Source organism: Burkholderia sp. BDU5, assembly GCF_001522845.1.
GTDB classification, from domain to species: Bacteria; Pseudomonadota; Gammaproteobacteria; order Burkholderiales; family Burkholderiaceae; genus Burkholderia; species Burkholderia mayonis.
Map to the genome: position 1 here is coordinate 260083 of NZ_LOWC01000053.1, position 26565 is coordinate 286647.

The 26565-nt window shown below is 67.0% G+C and carries 17 protein-coding genes; 13 read left to right on the forward strand and 4 right to left on the reverse strand.

Features of this window, described 5'->3' with window-relative positions; translation table 11 throughout:
• Positions 1-759 precede the first annotated feature (759 nt).
• From WS69_RS11355 to WS69_RS11385, 7 genes are read left to right on the forward strand one after another with little or no spacing between them, the layout of a single operon-like run.
• Positions 760-2052, forward strand: coding sequence for a capsule biosynthesis protein (locus tag WS69_RS11355; protein WP_082716115.1), 1293 nt, complete (start codon positions 760-762; stop codon positions 2050-2052).
• Between the two features lie 24 nt (positions 2053-2076).
• Positions 2077-2862, forward strand: coding sequence for an SDR family NAD(P)-dependent oxidoreductase (locus tag WS69_RS11360; RefSeq protein ID WP_059470861.1), 786 nt, complete (start codon positions 2077-2079; stop codon positions 2860-2862).
• A 1-nt stretch (position 2863) separates the two neighbouring features.
• On the forward strand, positions 2864-4399 hold the full coding sequence (locus WS69_RS11365; protein ID WP_059470862.1) for an LTA synthase family protein: 1536 nt from the start codon (positions 2864-2866) through the stop codon (positions 4397-4399).
• Entirely contained in the window at positions 4396-12048 is a 7653-nt protein-coding gene (locus WS69_RS11370) for a type I polyketide synthase (RefSeq protein WP_059470863.1), read from the forward strand. Before WS69_RS11365 ends, WS69_RS11370 begins: the two co-directional genes overlap by 4 nt.
• Complete coding sequence (locus WS69_RS11375; RefSeq protein WP_059470864.1) at positions 12045-12959, forward strand: UDP-3-O-acyl N-acetylglycosamine deacetylase; 915 nt, start codon at positions 12045-12047, stop codon at positions 12957-12959. The genes WS69_RS11370 and WS69_RS11375 overlap by 4 nt, the downstream gene beginning before the upstream one ends.
• 38 nt (positions 12960-12997) lie before the next feature.
• Positions 12998-14320 (forward strand): aminotransferase class I/II-fold pyridoxal phosphate-dependent enzyme, encoded by a 1323-nt coding sequence (locus WS69_RS11380; RefSeq protein ID WP_059470865.1) that lies wholly within the window; start codon positions 12998-13000, stop codon positions 14318-14320.
• Between the two features lie 7 nt (positions 14321-14327).
• Complete coding sequence (locus tag WS69_RS11385; RefSeq protein WP_059470866.1) at positions 14328-15059, forward strand: GNAT family N-acetyltransferase; 732 nt, start codon at positions 14328-14330, stop codon at positions 15057-15059.
• Positions 15060-15270: 211 nt separating this feature from the next.
• On the opposite strand, the gene WS69_RS11390 is transcribed toward WS69_RS11385, so the two are convergent.
• Positions 15271-15693, reverse strand: a complete 423-nt coding sequence (locus tag WS69_RS11390; RefSeq protein ID WP_226382808.1) for a hypothetical protein — start codon at positions 15691-15693, stop codon at positions 15271-15273.
• 57 nt (positions 15694-15750) lie between these two features.
• Here WS69_RS11390 and WS69_RS11395 point away from each other — a divergent pair, with 57 nt between their 5' ends.
• Positions 15751-15981, forward strand: a complete 231-nt coding sequence (locus WS69_RS11395; RefSeq protein ID WP_059470867.1) for a hypothetical protein — start codon at positions 15751-15753, stop codon at positions 15979-15981.
• 70 nt (positions 15982-16051) lie between these two features.
• Here WS69_RS11395 and WS69_RS11400 read toward each other — a convergent pair whose 3' ends face one another.
• The 3 genes from WS69_RS11400 to WS69_RS11415 all read right to left on the reverse strand — a co-directional run bounded on the left by WS69_RS11400 (position 16052) and on the right by WS69_RS11415 (position 19424).
• Positions 16052-17224 carry a sialidase family protein gene (locus tag WS69_RS11400; RefSeq protein ID WP_059470868.1) on the reverse strand — a complete coding sequence of 391 codons (1173 nt, stop codon included), beginning with the start codon at positions 17222-17224 and terminating at the stop codon, positions 16052-16054.
• Between the two features lie 43 nt (positions 17225-17267).
• Complete coding sequence (locus WS69_RS11405; protein ID WP_059470906.1) at positions 17268-18479, reverse strand: hypothetical protein; 1212 nt, start codon at positions 18477-18479, stop codon at positions 17268-17270.
• A gap of 372 nt (positions 18480-18851) precedes the next feature.
• Positions 18852-19424: a phosphatase PAP2 family protein gene (locus WS69_RS11415; RefSeq protein WP_059470870.1), complete on the reverse strand. Its 573-nt coding sequence runs from the start codon at positions 19422-19424 to the stop codon at positions 18852-18854.
• A gap of 910 nt (positions 19425-20334) precedes the next feature.
• On the opposite strand from WS69_RS11415, the gene WS69_RS11420 reads away from it, so the two are divergent.
• From WS69_RS11420 to WS69_RS11440, 5 genes are all read left to right on the forward strand, one after another.
• Positions 20335-21267 carry a helix-turn-helix domain-containing protein gene (locus tag WS69_RS11420; protein WP_059470907.1) on the forward strand — a complete coding sequence of 311 codons (933 nt, stop codon included), beginning with the start codon at positions 20335-20337 and terminating at the stop codon, positions 21265-21267.
• A 223-nt stretch (positions 21268-21490) separates the two neighbouring features.
• Positions 21491-22558 (forward strand): sugar transferase, encoded by a 1068-nt coding sequence (locus WS69_RS11425; RefSeq protein ID WP_059470871.1) that lies wholly within the window; start codon positions 21491-21493, stop codon positions 22556-22558.
• Positions 22559-22622: 64 nt separating this feature from the next.
• Positions 22623-23816 (forward strand): polysaccharide biosynthesis/export family protein, encoded by a 1194-nt coding sequence (locus WS69_RS11430; RefSeq protein WP_059470872.1) that lies wholly within the window; start codon positions 22623-22625, stop codon positions 23814-23816.
• The gene (locus tag WS69_RS11435) at positions 23813-24247 is read left to right on the forward strand and encodes a low molecular weight protein-tyrosine-phosphatase (RefSeq protein ID WP_059470873.1); all 435 of its coding nucleotides are present in this window, start codon (positions 23813-23815) and stop codon (positions 24245-24247) included. The genes WS69_RS11430 and WS69_RS11435 overlap by 4 nt, the downstream gene beginning before the upstream one ends.
• Positions 24248-24292: 45 nt before the next feature.
• Positions 24293-26533, forward strand: coding sequence for a polysaccharide biosynthesis tyrosine autokinase (locus tag WS69_RS11440; protein ID WP_059470874.1), 2241 nt, complete (start codon positions 24293-24295; stop codon positions 26531-26533).
• Positions 26534-26565: the final 32 nt, after the last annotated feature.

Below are 26565 nucleotides of genomic sequence, written 5' to 3' on the forward strand. Positions count from 1 at the left end.
AATCCAACTGTTTGGGGCACTGCAGCGCCGTTCCACGAAGGCCATCCGTCTTGGGGGGGGCTTGGGGCTTCCATTAATCTCCAGCTACCTTGCGATCCGCGGCGTGGCGAGACGATGGGCGCAGCAGCATACTAGCCACAGGTAGGGTCGTTCAAATACCAGATCGGCGACGACCTCGAACTGTTGGGTGACAGGCTTTCAAGACGGTATGGCGCGTCACTGCATCCTGGGGGCGGTAGGCACCGCCGTCGTAGGGAAAGACCGTCGGAGGGTGGGGCTGTCTGACATTGCCGAGTCGGTTGGGTAGTTCGAACATGTCGACCCCGGCGCGGACAACTTTCTGCTCTGGGGGCATAGCGATCTCCTGACAGTTTCATCACGAAGGGGATAGCCGAAGCCGCAATGCGTGTCAGCGTGACAAACTGACAACTGCCGGATGATGTCGCCTAATCCGGTACACGCCAAATCAAGACCTCCCACCTATGCGCTACCGCAATCTTTTCCGTGCCGGTCCATCGGAGAGGAAAGAGCTACATCTCAAGCGACCAGTATACACATGAAAAATATATGGTCGGCAAGCTTCTCCAGGCGGACCTGGTAGTTCGCGTTGTGAATTTCATACGCTAGACCGGCTGTCGTTGATTTATACTGCCCGCGGCATGTGGTCCGCGAGCGCCGGTGGCATCTTCAAGTCTAGGAGCGCCGCTGCTGGAACAATTGTTCTCCCTCTGAAGCTTTCTTAATCTTCGTGCTCTTTCGATGAGACGCTCGTTCCTAGTGTTGCAGGGGCCCGCATCGCCATTTTTTGAGGCGCTATGCACTACGTTGCTTGACCGCCGCCACGTTGTTCGGCGCGTCAACTTTTGTGGTGGCGATTTGGCGTATTCCGGCAAAGAGCCCAAGTGGAACTACGTTGGGCCGCAAAGTGACCTCGCGCTTTGGTATGGCGATGTGCTGGGCGCTGGGGACTTTAGCGACGTGCTCATGTTCGGCGACTGCCGCGCGATTCATCGGCCTGCTCATGCCGTTGCGCAGTCGCTTGGTGTTAAGGTGCATGTATTCGAAGAAGGCTATGTGCGACCGGATTGGATTACGCTGGAGCCATTTGGCGTCAATGGCCGCTCTATGCTGCCTCTTGATCCGGAGTGGTATAGGGGGCAGCGTGAAACCAATCCTCCGGGGCAGCCAACTGGATATAGTCTTCAGACTCGAGCATGGCACGACATCCGCTATCGAATGGCTAACGCGTTCCATGCATGGCGTTTCCCGAATTACCAGAGCCATCGCCCATATAATGGCCTCATCGAATATGCCGGTCTCACCAATCGTTTTGCCCGGCTCGGCAGGTACCGGGCGGAAGCGCGTCGAGTCACTTCAGCACTCGTCACTGAGCGGCGCCCCTACTATCTATTCCCATTGCAACTGGATTCGGATAGTCAGATCATCGAGCATTCGCCGTTCTCTGGAATTCGCGAGGTCATCAGCGAGGTGTTGCATTCGTTTGCGGATCATGCGTCATCCGATGCGCTGCTTGTGGTCAAAAATCATCCGCTCGATACTGGCCTGATAGGTTTCCGCCACCAGGTCCGATCCCTTGCAGAGCGACTAGGAGTTGCGGACCGAGTACGTTATATAGAGGCCGGTCACCTGCCGACGTTACTCGAGCATGCACGCGGTGTAGTTGTCGTCAACAGCACGGTCGGTTTGTCCGCACTCCATCACGATCGACCGCTGATGACACTTGGGACGGCGGTCTATTCGATGCCTGGTATGACCTGGCAGGGAAGTCTGGACAGCTTCTGGCAACAGGCTGAAGGCCCAGACACGGCGCTGTATCAGGCGTTCATCGACTATGTGATCCGCCATACTCAGATTAACGGTGATTTCTACAGCCGCTCGGGCATCGCGATGGCGGTAGCCGGTGCGGTTCGCCGTCTTGAGGCGGCCATGTCTCCGTTTGCTGCCGGACAGACGTCCCTATCCTCCGAGCCAAGCTTTTTGCCCCAGCAACATATACTGCCTCCTCAATTGAAAGAGGCCGCTCGTGGCTAGTGAACCCGCAGGATACGTCGACCGATGACCGCGCGTTCTTCTCGCTGCATAGTGATCACCGGCGCCAGCGCGGGGCTCGGCGAAGCGCTCGCCAGGTGTTATGCCGAACGTGGTGTGGTGTTGGGGCTTGTGGGGCGGAACGCGACGCGTCTCGAAGCCTGCGCGCAGATCTGTCGCGATGCCGGGGCTGAAGTGGTCGCTGCGATCCTCGACGTGCGTGATTCCGAGAAGACGCGGAAGTGGTTATCGCGCCTCGACCAGTCACATCCAATCGATCTCTTAATCGCGAATGCCGGCGTTGCGAGTACCCTTGCATCGTCTGGCGAATGTGAAGACTTTGCACGAGTAAGCGAAGTCATGGACACGAATTTCTACGGCACGATGCACACGATTTTGCCGGTTCTTGAGCGCATGCGTAGACGTGGGCGTGGCCAAGTCGCACTCGTCAGCTCGCTCGCCGCGCTGCGCGGCATGGCGATTTCTCCCGCCTATTGCGCGAGCAAGGCAGCGATCAAGGCATATGCCGATTCGGTCCGTCCGTTGCTCGCGCGCGACGGCGTCCGGCTGTCCGTGATCCTGCCGGGCTTCGTGAAGACCGCGATGAGCGACGTGTTTCCGGGCGACAAGCCGTTTCTGTGGCCCGCCGACAAGGCGGCCGCCCACATCCGCGCCAAACTCGCGGCCGGACGTGCGGAGATCGCGTTTCCGGGGCTGCTCGCGTTCGGCATGCGTTTGCTGCCGCTGCTGCCCGCTACGCTCGCGGACGCGATCCTCGGCAGACTGTCGTATCTGCCGCGCGAGGAGCGCTAGCGTGGGCGGCGGGCTCGCGCTCACCTTCTCGATCGCTGCCGCGCTGTCGTTCGCCCTCGATGCGCTCGCGATACCGCGCGCGCCGTGGCGCCGGCCGCTGCCGGCCTTCGCACTGCACGTGCTCGCATTCGCGTTCGTCGGCGGCTGCGTGCTGTTCGTCACTGCGCGCGTGCTGTTCTCGGCATTCGTCGCCGTCGCGCTCGTCGGCCTGATGGCGGTCGTCAGCAACGCGAAGCATGAATCGCTGCGCGAGCCGTTCGTGTTCACCGATCTGAGTCTCTTCAGCCAGCTGTTCTCGCATCCGCGCCTGTATCTGCCGTACCTGAGCGCGGGCAAGGTTGCCGCAATCGCGGTCGGCATCGCGCTGCTCGCGGCCGGCTATCGGGCCGAGACGCCGCTTGCGCCGCGGCCGTTCGCGGCGGCCGCCGCCGCGATCGCCGCGTGCTTCGTCTGCGGCTGCCTGCTTGCGAAGCGACTGACGCTCACGCTCGACGCGAGCGTCGACCAGCGGCGCAACGGCTTCTTCGCGACGTTCGTCGCGTATCTGCTCAACGGGCTGCGGCCGGCGACGCTGCGCGCGTTCGAGCGCGCGGCGGCGGCGAGTCCGTTCGCCGACGGCCGGGCCGCCGCGTATCCGGACGTGATCGTGATCCAGAGCGAATCGTTCTTCGATGCGCGGCGCGCGGTGAGCGGCATCGAGCCTTCGCTCTTCACGCATTTCGATCGCGCGCGGCGCGAGTCGATGTTTTACGGCGAGCTTGCAGTGCCTGCGTGGGGCGCCAACACGATGCGCACCGAGTTCGCGATGCTGACGGGGCTCGCGTCAGAGCGCCTCGGCTATGCGCGCTTCTATCCTTACGCGTTCCTGCGCCGCGCCTGCGATTCGCTCGCCGGCTGGTTCAGGCGCGGCGGCTACGGGACGGTCGCGATCCATCCGTATTACGCGGACTTCTTCGGCCGCGACCGCGTGTTCCCGCTGATGCATTTCGAGCGCTTCCTCGACATTCGGCATTTTGTTCGTGCGCCGCGCGCCGGCCCGTACGTGGCCGACGGAGCCGTCGCCGACGCGCTGATCGCCGAGCTCGACGCGCCGCGCGCCAAGCCGCTCTTCGCGTTCGCGATGACGATGGAGAACCACGGCCCGCTGCATCTGGAGACGGTGGAGCCCGGCGAATCGCGCTCGCGCCATGCATTCGGCGACGGCGCCGAATGGCGCGATTTAACTGTTTACTTGCGTCACGTCGTAAATGCGGATGCAATGATCGGGCGACTGCTCGAGCATCTGCGCGCTCGACGGCGTGACACGGTCGTGTGCTTTTATGGCGACCATGTCCCGGCGCTACCGCATATTTTCGGTAAGCTGGGTGTCGCGCCCGAGCGCAGCGACTACTTTATCTGGCGGAATTTCGGAACCCCGGACGCCTGTCGGCGAGATGCGCGTGTCGAAGAGCTCGGTTCGATCCTGCTTCGCGCGACCGAAGCGGAAGAGACGGGCAGCCCTGCGACGAATGCATCGGAAAAAACGACACAACGATGAATGTAAAGATTGCAATTGTTGGGATGGCGTGTCGCTTTCCCGGTGGCGTGGAGAGTCCGGACGCGTTCTGGAGGCTGCTGTGCGACGAGCGTGACGCGGTCACCGAGGTGCCTGCGGGGCGATTCGGTACGGACTTCTATCGACATCCGTCGAAGCGCGAACCGGGTAAAAGCTACACGTTTGCCGCAGGCGTCCTGGACAATGTTGCCGGTTTCGACGCGGCGTTCTTCGGCATTTCGCCGCGCGAGGCGACACAGATGGATCCGCAGCAGCGCCTGCTGCTCGAACTCGCGTGGGAAGCGTTCGAGGATGCCGGCGTGCGTCCCGCCGACATGCGCGGGCGCAATTGCGGCGTGTACGTCGGCGTCGCGAGCCCGGACTACGGCAATCGCAGCATGGACGACCTGAATTCGGTCGATCCGTATTCGGCGACTGGCAATACGCTTAGCATCGCGTCGAATCGCGTGTCCTATTTGTTCGATCTGCGCGGGCCGAGCATGTCGGTCGACACCGCGTGCTCGTCGTCGCTCGTCGCGTTGCACCAGGCGATCCAGGCGCTGCAATCGGGCGACGCCGAGCTTGCGCTCGCGGGCGGCGTGAATCTGCTCGCGCATCCGTTCGGCTTCGTCAGTTTCTCGAAGGCGTCGATGCTGTCGCCGCGCGGCCGCTGCCGCGCGTTCGACGCGACGGGCGACGGCTACGTGCGCGCCGAAGGCGGCGCGTTCGTGCTGCTGAAGCCGCTCGAGCGCGCGCTTGCCGACGGCGACACGATCCACGCGATCATTGCGGGCTCCGGCGTGAATTCGGACGGCTACTCGCCAGGCGGCATCAGCGTGCCGGGCGCCGCGACGCAGGCCGCGCTGCTGCGCGATGTGTACGGGCGCGCGGGCGTCGATCCACGTTCGCTCGTCTATCTCGAAGCGCACGGCACCGGCACTGCGGTCGGCGATCCGATCGAGGCGCGCGCACTGATCGAAGTCGCGGGCGCGCAGCGCCCGGCGCACGATCCGCTCCTGATCGGCTCGGTGAAGACCAACATCGGCCATCTCGAAACCGCGTCCGGGATGGCGGGCCTCGTCAAGGCCGTGTGCTGCCTCAAGCACCGCGCGGTTCCGCGCTCGCTGCATTTCGAGACGCCGAATCCCAATATCGATTTCGCGGGCGGGCGGCTGCGCGTCGTCGATCGCTACACGCCGCTCGACGAACGCGACGCGCCGCTCACAATCGGCGTCAACTCGTTCGGCTTCGGCGGCACGAATGCGCACGTCGTGCTGATGGAAGCGCCCGCAGCCGCAGCGGACGAAGGGCCGGGTGACGCGACGAGGCAGAACGCGCCGGATGTCGACGTGGTCCCGCCGCCGCTCGTCTTGACGGCGCGTGCGCCGCAGGCGCTCGCCACGCTGGCCGCGCGCTATCTGCAGCGCCTCGACGACGGCTGCGCGTGGCACGCGCTCGCCGCCAACGCGGTGCGGCGCAGACAATGGTTCGAAGCGCGCGCGGTCGTCGCGCCCGCGACCGTTGCAGACGGCCGCGCGGCGCTCGCCGCGCTCGCGCAGCCGGGCGGGGCGTCGGTGCCCGCGTGCGTCGCGCAGGCGCATGCGCCTGAGCACGAGGCGCGCGTCGCGCTCCTGTTTTCCGGCAACGGCTCGCAGTGGGCGGGGATGGGCCGGGACCTGTACGCGGAAGACGTGGTGTTTCGCGCCGCGCTCGCCGAAGTCGACGCGCTTTGGTGTGCAGACGGCAGCACGTCGCTCGTCGACGTGATGTGCGCGGGCGCGAGCGCCGAATGGCTCGCCGCGACCGAGCACGCGCAGCCGCTCCTGTTCGCGATTCAAGTGGGGATCGTGCGCGTGCTCGACGCGCACGGCGTGCGCTTCGACGCGGTCGCCGGCCACAGCGTCGGCGAGATCGCCGCCGCATGGGCGACGGATGCGCTGTCGCTCGCCGACGCGGTGCGTGTCATCAAGATCCGGAGCCGCGCGCAGGCGCTGACTCGCGGCAGCGGACGCATGGCCGCGGCGGGCGTCGGCGAGGACGCCGCGCGTGCGCTGATCGCGCAGTTGTCGCTCGCGTCGAGCGTCGAGATCGCCGGCGTGAACAGTCCGCAGTCGGTGACGCTCGCGGGTTCGCTCGACGGATTGCAGGCGATCGAGGCATCGCTGCGCGCGAACGGTCAGTTCTTCCAGTTGCTCGATCTCGATTACGCGTTCCACAGCAAGCAGATGGAGCGGATCGAGCCGGTCGTGCTCGAAAAGCTCGCGGGTGTTGCGCCGCGCGCGGGCACGGGCGGCTTCGTGTCGACCGTCACGGGCGAGCGTTTTCCGGGCGATGCGCTCGGCGCGCGCTACTGGTGGCGCAACATTCGCGAGCCGGTGCGTTTCGGCGATGCGATCGCGCACCTCGCGGCGGACGGCATTCGTTTGTTCATCGAAGTATCGCCGCATTCGATCCTGCGCACGTACGTGAAGCAGACGCTGACCGCGCTCAAGCTGTCCGGCACGACGCTGCCGACGCTCAAGCGCCAGCAGGACGGCGCGCAGATGCTGCGCCACGCGATCGCCTCGGCGGTCGCGCACGGCGCGCGGATCGATCCCGACCGCTTCGCGCCCGACGCGCCGCGCGTCGCGCTGCCGACCTATCCGTGGCAGCGCGAGCGCTACTGGCTCGATCCGAGCCCCGAAGGCTACGGCCTCGTCAATCGCCGCCGCGCGCATCCGCTCCTGGGCTACCGGCTGCGCGAGCATGCGTTCGCGTGGGAGAACCAGCTCGATCCCGTGCGCGTGCCGATGCTCGCCGATCACGTCGTCGACGGCGGCGTCACGTTTCCCGGCGCGGGCTATGTCGAGATGGCGCTCGCGGCCGCGTGCGCGTTCTTCGGCACGTCGGACTGCGCGCTCGAGAATCTCGAGATCCGCGCGCCCGTCGTGTTCCAGGGGCAGCAGGCGAAGCTGTTTCGTTTCACGATCGAGCCGCGCACCGCGTCGTTCAAGATCGAGACGCGCGACCGGATGTGCGACGCGCCGTGGATCGAGAACGTCGTCGGCCGGCTGCTCGAGAGCGGCAACACGCTGAATGCGTCGAGCGCCGTGTCGCCCGAGGCGCTCGCGCATCTCTTCGCCCAGCCCGCGTCGAGCGCCGACGCGCTGTACGACGGCGCGGCCGCGCTCGGCCTCGCATACGGCCCGGCGTTCCGCTGGGTGCGCGCGCTGAGGATGGCGGGCGGCGCGGCGCTCGCCGACGTCGCCGCGCCGCAGGCCTGCGGCGACGCCGCCGCGCTCGCCGCCTACCTGCTGCATCCGGCGCTGATGGACAGCGGCTTTCATCCGCTCTTCGCGCTGCTCGCGCAAAGCGGCGGCCACGACGCGCGCGCGCCGCACGCGGCATACGTGCCGGTCCAGCTCGGGCGCATCGATTTCTTGCGCGGCGACGTCGTCGCGCGCGTGCTCGCGCGAATCGAACGGCGCAATCCGCACTCGATCGTCGCGTCGTTCGACTTCCTCGACGCGAGCGGCGCGATCGTCGCGCGTCTTGCCGCGTGCCGGTTCCGGCGCGTCGACCTCGTCGGCCGCCGGCTGAATCCGCCCGCGCGCTTCGTCTATGCGCTCGACGCGAAGCCGCTGCCGTCGTCGTTCGACGCGAGCGCGCTGCCCGCGCCCGGGCGGCTCGTCGAGAGCGCGATCGCGACGCTCGCGTCGCGCGAAGACCTCGCGCGGCGCACGTGCCACCTGACCGAGATGCTGCCGCTCTTCGACGTGCTCGCAAGCGCGTATGCGCTGCGCGCGCTCGATGCGATCGACGTGTTCCGGCAGCCCGTGCCGCCTGCGGACGAGCGCGCGGGGCTCGTCGCGCGCCTTGCCGCGATGCTCGTCGAGGACGGGCTCGCGCAATGGGCCGGCACGCGTCTTGTGCGCAACGATACGGCGTGCGCGGCGATGCCCGCGCTCGACGAACTATGGCGCGGTCTGCTCGCCGAGTCGCCCGCGCACGTCGCGGAGCTGACGCTGCTCGCGCACTGCGGCGCGGTGCTGCCCGCGGTGCTGCGCGGCGAGACGGCGGCCGCGCAGGCGCTGTCGCCGACGGGCGGCAGTCTCGTCGACCATTTCCACGAAGCGTCGCCGACATGGGGCCACGCGCATGCGCTGATCGCAGCCTGCGTCGAGCAGGCGCTCGCCGCCTGGCGCGAACCGCGCCGGCTGCGCGTGCTCGAGATCGGCGCGCCCGGCCGCGACGTACTGCAGCCGCTCGGTGTCGCGCCATCCGCCGCGCGCTGCGACTACACGATCGCAGGCACGCCGCAGCAACTCGCCGGCTTCGACGCCGCCGCGCATCCGTCGATGCAGACAGTCGCGTTGCTGACGGGCGAAGGCGCGGCGATCGCCACCGACGACCACACGCCTTACGACATCGTGCTGATCGATCGCGCGCTCGCTGCGCAGCACGATCCGCTCGCATTCCTGAGCGCCGTGTTCGAGCGCCTCGCGCCGGGCGGCCTCGCCGTGCTCGCGGAGACGCGCGGCGGCCGCTTCGCCGACATCGTGTTCGCGCGCGCCGCAAGCGGCGCGAGCGCGTCGCAGGCCGCGCCGCTCGCGCCGGCCGAGATCCAGTCGCTGCTTTCGCACGCGGGTTTCCGCGATGTCGCGCGCCACCTCGAGCAATCGCTCGATCTCGAAGGCGCGCCGACGTTCGTCGTCGCGCGCAAGCCGGCCGCGAAGGCGGGCGACGCGCGCGAGGCGCTCGACGGCGGCGTATGGGACAGCCTCGACACCGCCGCGTATGCGGAGCGGTGGCTCGTCGCGACGGGCGGCGACGGCGATGCGGGCGTGGCGCTCGCCGGCGCGCTCGCGCGCACCGGCTGCTATGCGGAGGCCGTGTCGCTGCACCGGATGACCGAGATCGTCGCGGTCGCGTCGCCCGCGCAGCCGCATCATCTGGTGTTCGTCGCGCCCGATGCGGCGCTCGGCGCCGACGCCGACGGCGCTGCGATGATGCACGCACAGCGGACGGGCGTCGTCGCGCTCGCACGGCTCGTGCGCGAGCTCGGCGTCGTCGATGCGACGGCGAGCGTGCGGCTGTCTGTCGTCACGCGCGGCAGCGCGCCGTTCGCGCTCGATGCGCCGCTCGATCCGACGCAGGCGGGCCTCTGGGGGCTCGGCCGCGTGCTCGCGAATGAGCACCCCGAATTGTCGTGCCGGCTGATCGACGTGCATCCCGATTGCGGCGCCGCGCTCGATGCGCTCGTGCGCGAGCTGCTCGCGCACGACGCGGAAGAAGAGGTGCTCCTCACGCCGCGCGGACGCTTCGTGCCGCGGATGCTGAGCGCCGCGCAGATCGACGCGCGCGCGGCCGACGCGATCGGCGAGCGGCCGCCCGCGGTGCTCGCGTTCGACGCGCCGGGCTCGCTGCGCAATCTCGAGTGGTTCCCGCTGCGGGCGGGCGAGCTCGAGCCGGACGAAGTCGAGATCGAGCCCGTGGCGACGGGCCTCAACTTCCGCGACGTGATGTACGCAATGGGACTCTTGTCAGACGAGGCGGTCGAGGCGGGCTTCGCCGGCGCGACGATCGGCATGGAGCTCGCGGGGCGCGTCGTGCGCGTCGGCCGCGACGTCGACGGCTTCGCGGCCGGCGACGCGGTGCTCGGCTTCGCGCCCGCGTCGTTCGCGACGCGCGCGAGGACGCGCGCGGCCGCGATCGCGCACAAGCCGTCGCGGCTGTCGTTCGAAGAAGCGGCGACGATTCCGACGACGTTCTTCACCGCATACTACGCACTCGCCGAGCTCGCGCGGCTGCGCCGTGGCGAGCGGGTGCTCGTGCACGGCGCGGCGGGCGGCGTCGGCATCGCGGCGATCCAGCTCGCGCGCCACTTCGGCGCGGAAGTGTTCGCGACGGCGGGCAGCGACGAGAAGCGCGAGTTCGTGCGGCTCATCGGCGCCGATCACGTGCTCGATTCGCGCAGCCTGTCGTTCGCGGACGAGATTCGCGCATCGACGGGCGGCGAGGGCGTCGACGTCGTGCTCAATTCGCTCGCGGGCGAGGCGATGGTTCGCAGCATCGACACGCTGCGACCATTCGGCCGCTTCCTCGAGCTCGGCAAGCGCGACTTCTACGAGAACAGCTACATCGGCCTGCGTCCGTTCCGCAACAACATCAGCTACTTCGGCATCGACGCCGATCAACTGATGGGCGCGCGGCCCGATTTGACCCAGCGCCTGTTCGGCGACGTGATCGCGCGCTTCGCCGAAGGCGCGCTGCATCCGCTGCCGTATCGCGCGTTCCCGGCCGCGCGCGTCGAGGACGCGTTTCGCTACATGCAGCAGGCGCGGCAGATCGGCAAGGTGCTCGTCACGTATCCGGCGGGCACGCCCGCGCCGACGCGCGGCACGGCTTCCACGCACGCCCTCTCGCTGCGGCTCGATCCGCACGCCGCGTATCTCGTCGTCGGCGGCACGGGCGGTCTCGGCTTCGCGAGCGCGCGCTGGATGGTGTCGCGCGGCGCGCGGCATCTGACGCTCGCAAGCCGCGGCGGCGCGCTCGCCGAACCGTTGCGCGAAGAAGTCGGGCGCTGGCGTGACGAATTCGGCGTGCGGACGCACGTCGTCGCGTGCGACGTGACCGATGCGGCGGCGCTGACCCGCGCGATCGGCGAGATCGACGCGCGGGGCGCGCCGTTGAAGGGCGTGCTGCATTCGGCGATGCACATCGACGACAGCCTCGTGCGCAATCTCGACGACGAACGCTTCGCCGCGGTGCTCGCACCGAAGGTTGCGGGCGCGTGGAACCTGCATCGCGCGACGCGCGAGTGCGCGCTCGACTTCTTCATCGTCTATTCGTCGGCGACGACCTATCTCGGCAATCCGGGGCAGGCGAGCTACGTTGCCGCGAACAGCTTCGTCGAGGCGCTCGTCGAACAGCGCCGCGCGGCGGGCCTCGCGGGCACGGTCATGGCGTGGGGGCCGCTCGAGGATGTCGGTTTTCTCGCACGCAACGCCGAGACGCGCGAGGCGCTGCAGGCGCGGATCGGCGGCGTGTCGATCACGTCCGATGAGGCGCTCGCCGCGCTCGAGCGCGTGCTGCTCGCGGGCGACGCGGGCGAGGCCGTCGTGCGGCTCGACTGGCACGCGGTGTCGCGCGGGATGCCCGCCGCCGGCGCGCGCCGTTATGCGCTCTTGCGCGCGCGCGGCGCGAGCGAGCCCGCGCGCGACGGCGGCACGCGGCTGCGCGCGCAAGTGGCCGCACTGCCGCGCGACGAGGCGGTCGGCGTCGTCGAAGACAATCTGCGCGCGCAGATCGCGCACATCCTGCATCTGTCGACCGAGCGGATCGAGCTCGACAAGTCGGTGCTCGAGATGGGCATGGATTCGCTGATGGGGATGGAGCTCGGGATGGCGGTCGAAGAGACGTTCGAGGTCAAGCTGTCGGTGATGTCGATCGCGGACGGCGCGACCGTGCATTCGCTCGCCGGGCGGATCGCCGACATGATCTCGGGCGCGGCGGCCGGCTCGTCGGGCTCGGGCGATGGCGACGACGCGCGGCTCGCCGCGATCGCCGCGCAGCATGCGCTCGACTGCGACGCGCGCAAGGTACTGAAAGTCGGGGACGACGGGCCCGCCGCCGCCGCGGCAGGCGCGCCGAAGACGCTGGTGACCGCATGAGCGCGCCGGACGGCTGGCAGGCGCGCGAAGGCACGCTCGCGCGCGAGCTTGCGCTGTCGGGCCACGGGCTGCACACCGGGCGGCGCGTGCGCGTGCGGATCCTGCCTGCCGACGGACGCGCGTGTGCGCACGGCGTCGTGTTCCGGCGAATGCAGGACGGCCGCGCGCTCGCGACACTCGCAGCCGACCCCGCGCTGCGCCGCGCGCAGCCGCTTTGCACGATGCTGCGCAACGCGGACGGCGTCGGCGTGCGCACGGTCGAGCATTTGCTCGCGTCGCTGCTCGCTTGCGAGATCGATCACGCGACCGTCGAACTCGATGCGGAGGAGGTGCCGATCCTCGATGGCAGCGCGCAGCCGTGGGTCGACGCGCTGCGCAGATGCGGACGTGCGGCGCTGCCGGCGCCGAAGCGCTTCATTCGCGTGCTGCAGCCCGTCGTCGCAGCGGAAGGCGACGGCGCCGCACGCCGTGAAATGCGCATCGAGCCCGCCGCGCGCTATGAGCTCAGCGTGCGCAACGACCTGAAAGGCTTCGGCGACATGCACTGGAGCGGCGTGCTGACGCCCGACGTGTTCGCCGCCGAGATCGCGCCGTCGCGCTCGTACGGGCGCGTCAAATGGGCGATCCCCGCGATCGTCGGCGGCTATCTGCGCGGCGTGCCGATCCTGCGCGGCGCGCGACCGTCGTGCACGGCGTCGATCGTCGGCTCGCGCGTCGTCGGCGGTTTGCGGCAGCCGGACGAGTTCGTCCGCCATCGCGTGCTCGACCTGATCGGCGACCTCGCGCTTGCCGGCGCGCCGCTGCTCGGCCGCGTGTCGGCGTTCAGGCCGAGCCATGAGATGAACTTCCGGCTCGTCGAGAAACTGCTGTCGACGAAGGGCGCGTGGGAATGGGCCGAGTTCGTCGCGTAATATGTGGTCTCCATTGACGAAACAGGCGAACGGTTCAGATGGGATTGGGTGATCACCTGCGCCAGCAGCTCGCGGCGAAAGCACTGAAGCGGCAACTGGATCGCGTCTCCGACGACGGCGACGCGCGCCGTGCGCCGCCTTCAGCCACCACGCACGCGACAAGCGATCCGCGAAGCTGGTTCGAGGCGATGCCGCAGTACCAGCAGGTCAGGATCATCCGCGAGATGGGCGAGAAGCTGCGCGTCGAATCGCCGTTCTTTCGCGTGCACGAGGGCGTCGCCGGCGCGACGACGCACATCGGCGGCCGCGAATACCTGAACTACGCGAACTACAACTACCTGGGCCTCGCGGGCGACCCCATCGTGTCGGCGCGTGCGAAGGACGCGATCGACCGCTACGGCACGTCCGCGTCCGCGAGCCGGATGGTCGCGGGCGAGCGGCCCGTGCAGCGCGAGCTCGAGCGCGGCCTCGCGTCGTTCTACGAGACCGACGATTGCGTCGCGTTCGTGAGCGGCCATGCGACGAACGTGACCGTGATCGGCTCGCTGTTCGGGCCGGGCGACCTCGTCGTGCACGATGCGCTCGCGCACAACAGCATCGTGCAGGGCGCGCAGCTGAGCGGCGCGAAGCGCCTGAGCTTTCCGCACAACGATTGGCGCGCGCTCGACGCGTTGCTCGCGCGCGTGCGGCGCGAATACCGGCACGTGCTCGTCGCGATCGAAGGGCTCTACAGCATGGACGGCGATCTGCCGGACCTCGCGCGTTTCGTCGAGATCAAGCAGCGCTACGGCGCGTTCCTGATGGTCGACGAAGCACATTCGTTCGGCGTGCTAGGCAAAAACGGCAAGGGCATACGCGAGCACTGCGGTGTGCGTTCCGCGGACGTCGATCTCTGGATGGGCACGCTGAGCAAGGTGCTCGCCGGTTGCGGCGGCTTCATCGCCGGCTGCCAGCCGCTCATCGATATTCTTCGCCATCTCGCGCCGGGCTTTCTGTATAGCGTCGGGCTGTCGCCCGTGCTCGCGGCCGCGTCGCTCGCCGCGCTCGAACGCCTGCAGGCCGAGCCGCAGCGGATCGCGACGTTGCGCGAGCGCGGACTGCAGTTCCTCACGCAGGCGCGCGACGCCGGCCTCAATACGGGCACGAGCGAAGGCTATGCGGTGGTGCCCGTCATCACGGGCAGTTCGCTGAAGGCTGCGCAATGGGCGAACGCGCTCTTCGATGAAGGCATCAACGTGCAGCCGATCTTCTATCCGGCCGTCGAAGAGAAGGCTGCGCGCCTGCGTTTCTTCATCTGTTCGACGCACGAGCCCGGGCAAATCGAGCGCACGATCGCGGCGCTCGTGCGGCTCGCACGCTGAAGCGCCGATGACGAGGCGGCCTGCCGACGGCGATCGCAGCGATAGCAGCGCGTCGGGCGAAGCCGTGCCGCGCATGTTTTCGTGGCGTTTTCGCGCGGCCGCCGCGAGCGATGCGCATGCGTGCGCGCCGCTCGTATTCGAATCCGGCGTGAAGGAATTCGGCTACTTCCTCGGCGAGCCGCCCTCGCGATGCATCGCATTTCTGGCGTTCGCATTTGCATCGAAGTACGGGCGCTTTTCGTGGCGGCGTCATCGCGTCGCGGTCGCCGAGGACGGCGCGGTCGGCGCCGTTCTCGCCGCGCACGACGGGCGCGCGACCGCCTTCGACGATCTGCACGTCGCGTGGATGCTGCTGCGCTTCTTCGGCCCTGTGCGCACGATCCGGATGCTGCTGCGCGGGCTCGTGCTCGAAAGCGAGCTGCCCGCGCCGAAGCGCACGCAGACGCTGATCGCGCACTGCGCGACCGACGAGCGCGTACGCGGCTGCGGCGCATTCAGCGCGCTGTTCGACGATGCGATGCAGGCCGGCACGTTTCGTGCGGAAGCGGGCAGGGATGTCGTGCTCGACGTGCTGACGAGCAACGTGCGTGCCCGCGCGCTCTACGAACGCCTCGGCTTCGTCGAGATGCCGCGTTCGCGTCCGCGGTCCGCGCGCCTGCCATGCGAGCTCGCGTCGAATCGGATGCGCTTCGGCGGCGTGCCGCGGCAATCCGCGTTGCGTGCGCAGTCGACGCGCTGAGCCGGAAAATCGGCGGCGTCCGCGGACGGCGAACGCACGATGCAGTGTATTCGCCGACGGCAGTCTTCAAGGACAGCCGAACAATCGACACGATCGCGCGATGCCGATGCGCTCGCATCGAAGGCGACGGGTATTGCGTTGTGTGAACCATCGCGCAAGCGGCGCTGCTCACACGGTGCACAGTGTGCACACGGCGCATCGATCGCGTCGCTCACTTCAGATTCCAGCAAATTCCGTTGAAATACGCATCGACGGGCACGTTCTGCTCGGACGTCACCGCATTGCAAAGATTGCCGCCTGTCGCGAAGCTGGCCGCGCCCTTCGTCGGAATCAGCTTCGGTGTGTGCCCGTTCCACGTCGGTTTGATCGTGTTGATCTTCGCGCTGCCGGTCAGCATCACGATGGGCGCCGTGTGCACGTCGATTGTTGCGGCGCTCGCGATCGCCGCGGACGCGGTGTCGATGCCGAGACTCGACGACACGATGCTGTTGCCTGTCGGCGCGCCCGCGACCGGTGTCTTCGAGCCGCTGAAATCGTTGCCGCTGATGAGCACGCCCGCATTGTCGCCGGCAGGCACGATCCCGTGCTGCGGCGCCGCCTTGAAGAGCCCGCCGCTCGTGTTCTTGGCATGCACTGCATTCGAGGCCTTCGACGCGTCCGGTCGGCGCGCTCGTATCGAGACGGCGGCTGGATGGACGTCACGTGGAATTGCGGCGCGCAGGTGCTGACGCGCTACGACGTGACGCCCGGCGAGAAAAACGGGCCGATCGCCGAGTTCGATTTCGAGCTTCCGGCATCGATCAGTGATCTGGATGTTCGCGTGTGGGTGCCGACGGGGGCGAATGTGCGCGTCGATACGCTCAGGATCGAGCCGCTCGCGAATCAGCAAGCCGACGCAGGACTCGCGGTGGCCGTCGGCTGAGTTCGGCAACGTCCGGCGCGCGATGCGCCGGACGTTGCTGCATCGCTCGGCGAAAGGCGCATGCCGCCCGTCAACGCGAACCGTTTTCGACGTGCTTCAGCGACGCCGCGTGCCTGAAATCGCGCACCCGCACGAATGTCACGTAGTTCGAATCATGCTGGCTCTGCGCGCCGCCTTCGCTGTCGTCGAACGCCATCCGCACGACCGCGACGATGTCGTCGCCTTCGAATTGCCAATCCGCGTACTGGAAGCCGTGCCGCAGGCGGTCCGCGCTCTGCAGCAGCACGCGCTCGACGGTCCAGTGGCGTAGATCGGGTGACGACGTGAGCGCGAGCGTGTTTCTCACGCGCTCGAGATTCGCCATGCCGTCCGCGTTCGGCACCGCGTTCGCGAGCGACCAGTAGCGTTCCGAGGCGGGATCGAACCGGACCGTGAATTTCTTGCCGCCGCCCGGAAAGTCGACGAAGTCGTGCGCGGGATCGAACGACAGCGACCGGCCGTCCGCAAGCACGTGGACGAGCGCTGCCTTCTCCGGACCGTGCTTCGTGTTCACGCGCAGCACGATCGCCGGGTCGCGCTCGCCCGTCGACACGACACTGCCTTCCTCCCACGTCAGAAAGTTGTTGTCGAGCCACGAATGGTCGGATGGCAGCGGTTTGGTCGCGCGCCAGTTGCGCGTGTCGAGCAGATCGCGGTCGACGGGCGTGGACAGCACGAGCGAGCGCAGGTCGCCGCCTTCGATGACTTCGAATGCGCGCCACAAGCGGCCGCGCTCGATGAGCACCGGCACCGGCCCGGTGATGTAGCGTCCGGTAAGCGCAAAGCGTCCGGTCTGCGCGTCGCTGGGCGTCGTCCATGTCGCGCCGCCGTCGGTCGAGCGGCGGATCACCGGCGTGCCCATCGAGCGATCGGTGCCCATCAGGTAGAGCGCGCCGTCGACGACGAAGAGCGACGACCAGTATTGACCTGACACGACGCTCAGCTTTTCCCAGGTCTGCCCCTCGTCGTGCGACGCGAACACGTGCACCTCGTCGGGCAGCGCCGACGGTCCGAACATGTCGTGCGACGCGACGTAGGTGCCGTCCGGCAGGATCGCGAGCGACGGCGAGCCGAGGAACACGCGCGTCGCCGCCGCGCTGTGCGCGATCACGCTGCCGGGCGGCGCGGCGGGTGGCACTCGAGCGGCCGACGATGCAACGACGGATGCGCAGAACAGGCAGGCTAGCATCCAGCGGGTTGTCATCGATATTCTCCTTTGCGAATCGGCACGCACGCGGCGGCAGGCGCTAAGGACCCGATGCACCCGTCGCGCTCAGCCGGCCGGTACCGGTACCAGGCCGCTCGCGGCGCTCGGGCGAACGTTCGGCGTGTCCGGCGACGACGACGAACATCAACAGCGTGAGCCACAGCATGCCGTATAGCGCGTGGAACTTGAAGAGCAGGAGCGGCAGCAGATACAGCAGGTAGCGTCGGCGGCCGCGCCGACGGAACAGCAGGAACAGCGTGCCGAAGAACGCGGCGACGCCGACGATGCCGGTGCTGAACAGCAGATACACATAGAACGAACTGTCGCGCACCTGATAGCCGCGCAGATGCGTCTTGCCGACGTTGTTGCGCTCGTCCCAGAAGAGGCCGTTGCCGAACACGTCGGCGAGCGCGTCGCGCGCGCTCAGCTCGCGCAGCACGAGCGTGCGGCTGCCGACCGCGTCGTAGTCGGCGGACTGATTCACGCGCTTGTCGTACACGCCGTACATCGCCGGCGCGATCGCGAGCGCGACGGCGACGATCACGAGCTTGATCCGGATCGACGTGCGTCCTGCGAGGAAGTGCACGCCGAACAGCAGCGCGCAGATGATGATTGCCGCGATCGAAAACGACAGCAGCGCGGTCGCGAACGCGACGATCGGCGCCGCCGTCATGCGCCGCTTCGCAAGCAGCAGCACGACGCCCGCGGGGACGACCGTCATCGCGTAGAACGACGGTTCCGAGTAGAGGCCGAGCGCGCGGATCGAGATGAGGCTGTCGCTCAGCGCTTTCGTCGCGTAGAGCGCTTCCGAATCGCTTTCGCGGATGTAGCTGTCGAAGTCGATGAAATGCCCGGAGATCAGGTAGCAGCCGAGCTGCACGACGAAGAACGCGGCGTGCACGTAGATCAGCGTTTCGCATGTCCGTTCGAGCGAGCCCATCGACAGCACGCCGCTTGCGAACAACCAGAACGCGAGCGCGATGTAGATTTCGATCAGCACGAACTTGACGTAGAAGTTCGCGTAGAAATCGCCGAATGCGGACACGATGAATGCGACGCTCACGCTGAGCATCCAGTACGCGGCGATGGCGGGTAGACGGCGTTGGCGCGCGAACAGCGTCGGCGCGCGGAACAGTGCGAGGATGGCGAGCAGCGCATAGGCCGCGAAGGTTGCGCGCACGCTGAACGCGTTCAGCGAGAAGAAGCAGGCGCTGGCGGCGAAGAGCAGGGTGGGAACGCTCGTGCGTCGCATGGAAACTCCGTGGTTCGTGAGCGGCGCGCGCATCCCCGAACCGCGTCGCTCGAAGGTGGCGCGTCGAACGCGCGTGCGCCGTGCGGCGAGCTGCCGAAGCGAGGCCGTCGGCACGCACGCACTCGGTGCGGACGCTGCGCCGCTCCGCGTGCCGCCGACGCCTGGCGCGCGCGTCTTCCGCGTGCGTCTTCATATGCGTCATACGTCGACGGCGGGCTTTGCATGACGTGCGAAATACGTCGTCGTCCCGCTTCGGGCATCGATGCGGCGCGGTGCCTGGGAGTATAGCGATGCGTGCGACGGCGCAAGCGCGACTGTCCGATCGAGACAGGGTTTTGGCGATCGGCGCCTAGCCTTGGGCGCAGCCGCCAGTCACCATGGGAGTTGACGGCACAGGAACGGCGAATACAGCTCGATCGCCGACTGAATCGGCGCGTGCCTGCCGTAGGCAATGGCCAGCACTGCCAGCATCGAAACCGACGCATAAGGCCGCAAGCGTGGCGCTATGGCCGGCGTCCCTTTCCAACACACGAACGACAGCGTGACGAGCGTGCCGACTGCCCAGCCGGCGATCACTTCGGACGCCGTATGCGCTTCGTCGAACACACGCGCCGTGCCGATCAGCGCGGCGAGCGCGAGACCCACCGTCAGCGCGATGTCCGTGCGCACCCATTGCAGGCCGAGCAGGAGCGCCATCGGCCACACCGCCGATGCGAGCATCGTGTGGCCGCTGACGACGCGGAAGTCGATCGCGCGAATCTGCACGCCGCAGCCCGCATAGAGGATCTTCGTCAATCCGACGACGAGCATGCCCGCCGCGAGCAACGCGAGCCACGACATCGCGTGGCGCCGCTCGGGCGACGAGCGGACGAGACACGCGCAGCAGACGGCGGAAAGAGGAAGAGTCAAGGCGGCATCGCCGAGATCGCTGATGGCAGACCACATTGCTTGCATTCGCTTGGGAAAAAACGCCTTATTGTAGGGGGATCACGCGAATGACTGTAGTTTCGTGCGGCGAAAGCGCCTGCAGTGGCCGCATTGTTCGATTGGTGCACATCGTGCTAATTCGCGCGTGTGACGCACCGTAGCGGGTGTAAATGAAATTACCGAGCCGTGACGACCGAGCCCATTGTGCTCGATGTGAAATTTGCTTCGGCCGTCGATTATCGAAAAGCATGAGATCGATATCGAAAAAATACACAACGGTGATTGGCGGACTGGTAATGAAAGATCAATTCTAAATGTAAAAAAACATGCGATATGGGGACAAATTCGATAAAGTCGGCGCCGCGGCGACGTATGCGGCGTACTTCCCGGCGCGCGATGCCGTCATATTCCTCCGACACGAAATAACCACGCGGCGCGGTGACGGAAGGCCGCGAAAGTGGCGGACCTGCAGATCCATCGAGCCCGAACGACACGTCTGATTCGCCCGGACGGCGGTGTGGCGCAGCATCCGCGGTGTCCGCGCTTATCCGTCGTCTTTATCGGCAGCTTAGGATGCCGGCGATGGTTCGGTTGCCGAAAGATTGTCCGAAATCGACTGGCCCGCAAGCGCCTTTCGGATCGAAGTTCGCACCAACTCGAATTGACGCGACGGATAAATGGCGGAATCGGCATCCAGATTTAATCCGCCAACATTGCATCGTAATCAGACAGAAAGGTTGTTGCATCTATTTGAAGGAATATGATGCGCTGCAGAATGGACATTGCCGAATGAGTGGAAAGGGCCGGCGGGATGGAATGCGCGTTCAACATTGGTCGGATGGGAGCACACGTGAGTCGTGGTGCAGCTTTCGGAGGCGTGTGCTACCGAAAAGGAATCGCTGTCGTCTTGTTTGAGGGCTTTTCGTTGATGCAGGCGGGCCGCATGGCGGAAATATTCAACTTCGCCAATCGCATTCGACATGCCGGTGCGGATCCCAGCAGCGATTACGAGATGCTGCTGCTGTCGGCGAAGGGCGGCGCGGTGTATTCGTCGTCCGGCATACCTGTCTGGACCCGGCCGCTGCATGAGTGCGCGATCGAAAGCGTGCATGCGATCTTCGCGATCGGCGAGCCGGATGCGGTCGATCGCGACGACGAGAAGGTATCCGATTGGTTGCGTTGCGCGCGTGCCCATATCGGAGCCTCGGGCCGCACGAAGCGCTTGATGGGACTCGTGAACCGAGAGCGCGGCGACGCGGCGGCGGACGACCTGTCGATCGACGCGATGCTCTCCGGCGCCGCTTCGTCCGGAAAATCCCGTCCGACGGCGGCGGAGCGCGCGGCATTCTCGGCCGCACTGGCGATCATTCGGCACGATTGCGGCGATGGCCCCGCGCACGAAGTCGCGGAGTGCCTGTGTCCGGCGATGAACGCACGGCCAGCCGAGCCGGCATTTGCGTCGCGCGAGGCGCGTGCGAGCAAACTGATTCGCACGTCAGTCCAGCAACTGCGCGACAACAGTGCAAACCGCATTTCGATCGCCGACACCGCGCATGCGGCGGCGATGAGCGAGCGAAATTTCTTGAGGCGCTTCAAGCAGGAGATCGGCGTGACGCCGTCGGAGTTCGTGCAGAGAGTCCGGCTCGAACACGCACGCCACATGCTCGTGCACACCGATCTTCCGGTCGACAAGATTGCGCGGCGCACCGGTCTCGGCAGCGGCGATCGACTGGCGAAGCTGTTTCGCCAGCATCTGTCGATGTCGCCGACCGAATATCGCGCGATTGAGCGCAGCCGCGGCTTGGACGCGGATCTTGCATGCGCCGACTTTGTCTCGCACCTGAGCAGGTCGGTTTCATAACGAGCGGTACGCCGCGTCCGTCGCTTCGTCCCCAACCCGCATTTCACCGCACTCGCGTTCGAAGCCGCGGGCGACGCTCGATCGATTTCGGGCGATGAAGGCCGGACCTCTGTCAATTCGGATTCGGATTCATCGATGAGGCGATGTGCGAGACGCGCGAACATCGGTCATGAATGTAGAAGTACGAAGCAAATTATTGACGAAGCGCAATTGAGGTTCACCTATGCCAGCGATATTTCCCCGAGTCGTCGACATTGCATTGATCGTAATCGGCGCGTTCCTCCCGATTCTGATCGAGGCGTCCGGCAGTTCGCACGCGCAGATCTTCGACGGATCGCTGGTGGCGTTTGCCGCCGCGCTGTCGCTGTCGGTTTTTCCCGCGTGCGGGATCTACGAGACGTCGAAGCGACGCTCGCCGGTGCATCTGATCAGCCGCACCGCACTCGCCTGGCTCGTCGTGCAGGGCGGCACCGTTGCGCTGCTATACGTGCTGCGCCGTGCGCAGATCCTGTCGAGCGCGTGGTTCATGTACTGGACGGTGACGAGCGGCATCGGGCTGCTGATCTTTCGCGCGGTCACGCTCGCGATCTTCGGCCTTGTCGAGCGCGCGAGCCACAAGGTGAAGGCCGCGACGTTCGACCAGATGGGGCACGTCGCGCAACGCATGAGGACGTCGGGCGTCGCGAAGCGGATCATCAAGCGTGCGTTCGACGTCACCGCGGCGTCGTGCCTGATCGCCGTGCTGTCGCCCGTGCTTGCCGTGATCGCGTTTCTCGTCAAGCGCGACGGCGGGCCGGCCATGTTCGGACATGTGCGGATCGGTCGAGACGGCTGCCGCTTCAAGTGCCTGAAGTTTCGCTCGATGGTGATGAACGCGGACGCCGTGCTGAAGGCGCTGCTCGAGCGCGATCCGCAGGCGCGCGCGGAGTGGGAGCGTGAATTCAAGTTGAAGCACGACGTGCGGATCACGCGGATCGGCCGCTTCCTGCGTCGCAGCAGTCTCGACGAGCTGCCTCAATTACTGAACGTCGTGAGGGGTGAGATGAGTCTCGTCGGGCCGCGACCGATCGTCGAGGCCGAGCTTCCGCGCTACGGCGACGACGTTCGCTATTACCTCGCGGCGAAGCCCGGCATGACGGGGCTGTGGCAGGTAAGCGGCCGCAACGACACCGATTACGCGACACGCGTTTCGCTCGACGTGTCGTACGTGAAGGAATGGTCGCTTCGCCGCGACCTGTACATCCTGTTGAAGACGGTCAACGTGGTCCTGCGCGGATCGGGCGCGTATTGAGCGCCTTGCGCACGATGATCGGCGGCCGGAACAGGCCAGAACCAGAAAGTGGATCGAGGTATAGATGGGTAGTCTGGGGGAAGCCGGCGGCGACGTGCCGCCGAGGCGCACGTACGGCGCACGCGTGCGTTTGTTGACGATGTGGATGCCGTTATGCGCGGCGCTCGGTGCATGCGGCATCGCGCCCGGCATGCGGATGAAGCAGCCGCCGAACGTGCCGGTATCGAGCGCGGCAGCGGGCGCGCCGGCCGAGGCCGGCCGCGAGCCGCACGGCGAGCAGTTGCCGATTCCGATTACCGACATCGACCTGAATCTGATCCGGACGCTGCGCGATACGCAGCGCGGCGCGCAAGCCGCGCCCGATCTCGCGTCGCCGGTGTCCGGCTACACGATCGGGCGCGGCGACGTGCTGCAGATCACGGTCTGGGATCATCCCGAGCTCGCGGCGGCGCTCGGCACGCAGCAGCAGACGACCGCGCGCGCGGCCGACGCGCCGGCGGGCTTCGTGGTCGATCAGGACGGCACGCTTCAGTATCCGTACGTGGGACGCCTCGCCGTCGCGGGTCTCAAGCCCGAGCAGGTCCAGGCGCGGCTCGCGCGCAAGCTCGCGGAGACGTTCCGCGACCCGCAGGTGACGGTGCGCGTCGCGTCGTTCCGCGCGAAGCAGGTCTACATCGAAGGCGAAGTGCGTACGCCGGGCTCGCAGCCGCTCAACGACATTCCGATGACGCTGTACGATGCAGTGGGTCGCGCCGGCGGCTTCTCGGCGAGCGCGGACCAGAGCCGCGTGATCCTTGTGCGCAACGGCGTCGAGCAGCGGATCGATCTGTCGGGCGCCGCGCAAGGGACCCATGCGCCGCGAGTCGTCCTCAAGGACGGCGACCTGCTGCGCATCCCGCCGCGCGACGAGAGCGGCGTGTTCGTGATGGGCGAAGTCAACAAGCCGGTTACCGCGCTGCCGATGCGCAACGGCCGGCTGACGCTGAGCGAGGCGCTGTCGCAGGCGGGCAGCCTGAACGCGTCGACGGCCGATGCGGCGCAGATGTACGTGATCCGCGGCTCGCTCGATGCGAAGCCGCACGTCTACCGGCTCGACGCGAGTTCGCCCGTTGCGATGGTGCTCGCGAACCAGTTCGAGCTGGAGCCGAAGGACATCGTCTACGTCGACGGCAACGGTCTCGTCCGGTTCAGCCGCGTGCTCAGCCTGCTGCTGCCGGCGATCAACGCCGGCCTGACCGCGGCGGTCGTGACCAAATGATCGAATCGATTCTCGTCGTCTGCGAAGGCAATCTCTGCCGCAGCCCGATGGCGGCCGCGTTCTTTGCCGCGGCGCTGCCGGGCCGCACGGTTACGTCGGCGGGCTTCAACGCGCTCGTCGGCATGCCGGCCGCGCCGCTCGCGCAGGACGTGATGCGCGAGCGCGGCATCGATCTCTCCGCGCATCGCGCGCAGCAGCTCGGCCGCGCGCAATGCGCTTCGGCGGATCTGATTCTCGTGATGGACCGCGGTCAGCGCCGGCTCGTCGAGGATCAGTATCCGCTTGCGCGCGGCAAGGTGTTTCGCATCGGCGAGCACGAGAACTTCGATGTACGCGATCCCTATCGTCAACCGCGCTTCGTGTTCGAGCGTTCCGCACGGCTCATCGAGCTCGGCGTGAACGGCTGGCTGTCGCGGCTGCGGCTCGTGTGAACGACCGCGCGCACGCGCGGAACCGAATCCCCAAGATCCCGATACATGAATTCCAATCCATCCGGTACACAAGCGCCCGCCGAGGGCGACGGCGATACGGATTTCATCGCCATTCTCGACATCCTGATCGAAAGCCGATGGCTGATCGCCGCGATCGCGTCCGGCTGTCTCGTCATCGGCGGCGCGTATGCGGTGCTCAGCAAGCCGGTCTATCAGGCGGACATCCTGATCCAGGTCGAGGACAGCCCCGACACGTCCGCCGCGAAAAGCCTGCTCGGCGACGTGTCGTCGCTCTTCGACGTGAAATCGTCGGCGGCGGCCGAGACGCAGATTCTCGCGTCGCGGCTCGTCGTGTCGCGCGCGGTCGACAACCTGAAGCTCTTCATCGACGCGAAGCCGAAGCGCTTCCCTGTCATCGGCAACTGGCTCGCCCGCCGCCACGAAGGACTGTCGAATCCGGGTTTCGCCGGCTTCGGCGGCTACGCGTGGGGCCAGGAGCGCATCGACGTCGCGGTGTTCGACGTGCCGCGCTCGCTCGAAGGCGATGCGTTCGAGCTGACGCTGCTCGATGGGCGCCGCTATCGGCTCGACGGCGGAGATCTCGAGCGCAGCGTCGAAGGCGTCGTCGGCAAGCTCGAACGCTTTCCGGCGGCTGGCGGGGCGATCGCGCTGCGCGTCGATTCGGTCGCCGCGAAGCCGGGCGCGACGTTCAGGCTCGTGCGCAACTCGCGGTTGCGGACGATCGAGCATCTGCAGGACAACCTCGACGTGCAGGAGCGCGTCAAGCAATCGGACGTCGTGGTCGCGAGCCTGCGCGACATCGATCCTGAGCTCGTCAGCAGCGCGCTCAACGAGATCGGGCGGCAATACATCGCGCAGAACATCCAGCGCAAGTCGGCGGAAGCCGCGCAATCGCTCGAGTTCCTCAATGGGCAACTGCCGATGCTCAAGCAGCAACTCACCGATTCCGAAGCACGCCTGACGAAATTGCGCGACGAGCACGGCACGGTCGATCTGACCGAAGAGGCGAAGCTCGCGCTCGCGCAATCCGCCGACGCGAAGACGCGCCTGCTCGAGCTGCAGCAGAAGCGGCACGAGCTGCTGTCGCGCTTCACGCCGAAACACCCGGACGTCGTCGCGATCGATCGGCAGATCGCGGCGCTCGACGGCTATCGCGGCACGGCCGAGCAGCAGATCAGGCGTCTGCCGGACCTGCAGCAGCAGATCGTGCGGCTGATGCTCGACGTGAAGGTCAACACCGATCTCTACACGGCGCTGCTGAACAACATGCAGCAGTTGCAGCTCGTGCGCGCGGGCAAGGTCGGCAACGTGAGGCTCGTCGATACGGCCGCAGTGCCCGAGGTGCCCGTCAAGCCGAAGAAGGCGTTCGTCGCGCTCGCGTCGCTGCTGCTCGGCGTGCTCGCCGGCTGCGGGACGGCGGTCGGCCGGTCGATGCTGTTCCATGGCATCTCGGATCCGAACGAGATCGAGCGCCGCCTGGGTTTGAACGTCTATGCGACCGTGCCGCGCAGCGAACAGCAGCGGGCGTTGACCGAGCGCGCGAAGCGCAAGGAGCACGTGATGTCGCTGCTGTCCGTCGTGCATCCGGACGAGCCGGCCGTCGAAAGCCTGCGCAGCCTGCGCACGGCGCTGCAGTTCGCGATGCTCGAAGCGAAGAACAACGTCGTCGTGATCGCGGGTCCCGCGCCCGGCGTCGGCAAGTCGTTCGTATCGGCGAATCTCGCCGCCGTCCTGACGATGGCGGGCAAGCGCGTCCTGCTGATCGACGGCGACATCCGCAAGGGGCATCTGAACGACTATCTCGGCCTCGCGCGCGGCAAGGGCCTTTCCGAGCTGATCGCGGATACCGTGCGGCTCGACGACGTGCTGCATCGCGACGTGATCGACGGACTCGATTTCATCTCGACGGGCGCGATGCCGAAGAATCCGGCGGAGCTGCTGCTCAACGCGCGCGTGCCGGCGCTGATCGATGCGTTCTCGAAGCGCTACGATGTCGTCGTGATCGACTCGCCGCCCGTGCTCGCGGTGGCCGATACGGGCATCCTCGCCGCGACGGCGGGCACCGCGTTCCTCGTCGCGCTCGCCGGCTCGACGAAGCTCGGCGAGATCGCCGAATCGACGAAACGGCTCTCGCAGAACGGCGTGCGCCTGAGCGGCGTCGTGTTCAACGGGATCAATCCGCGCCTCGGCCAGTACGGGTACGGATCGAAGTACGGCGGCTATCGCTACGTCGCGTACGAATACGGAGCGAAGCAGGATGCGTGACGCCGACATGCGGGCAAGCGGATGCGATGCCG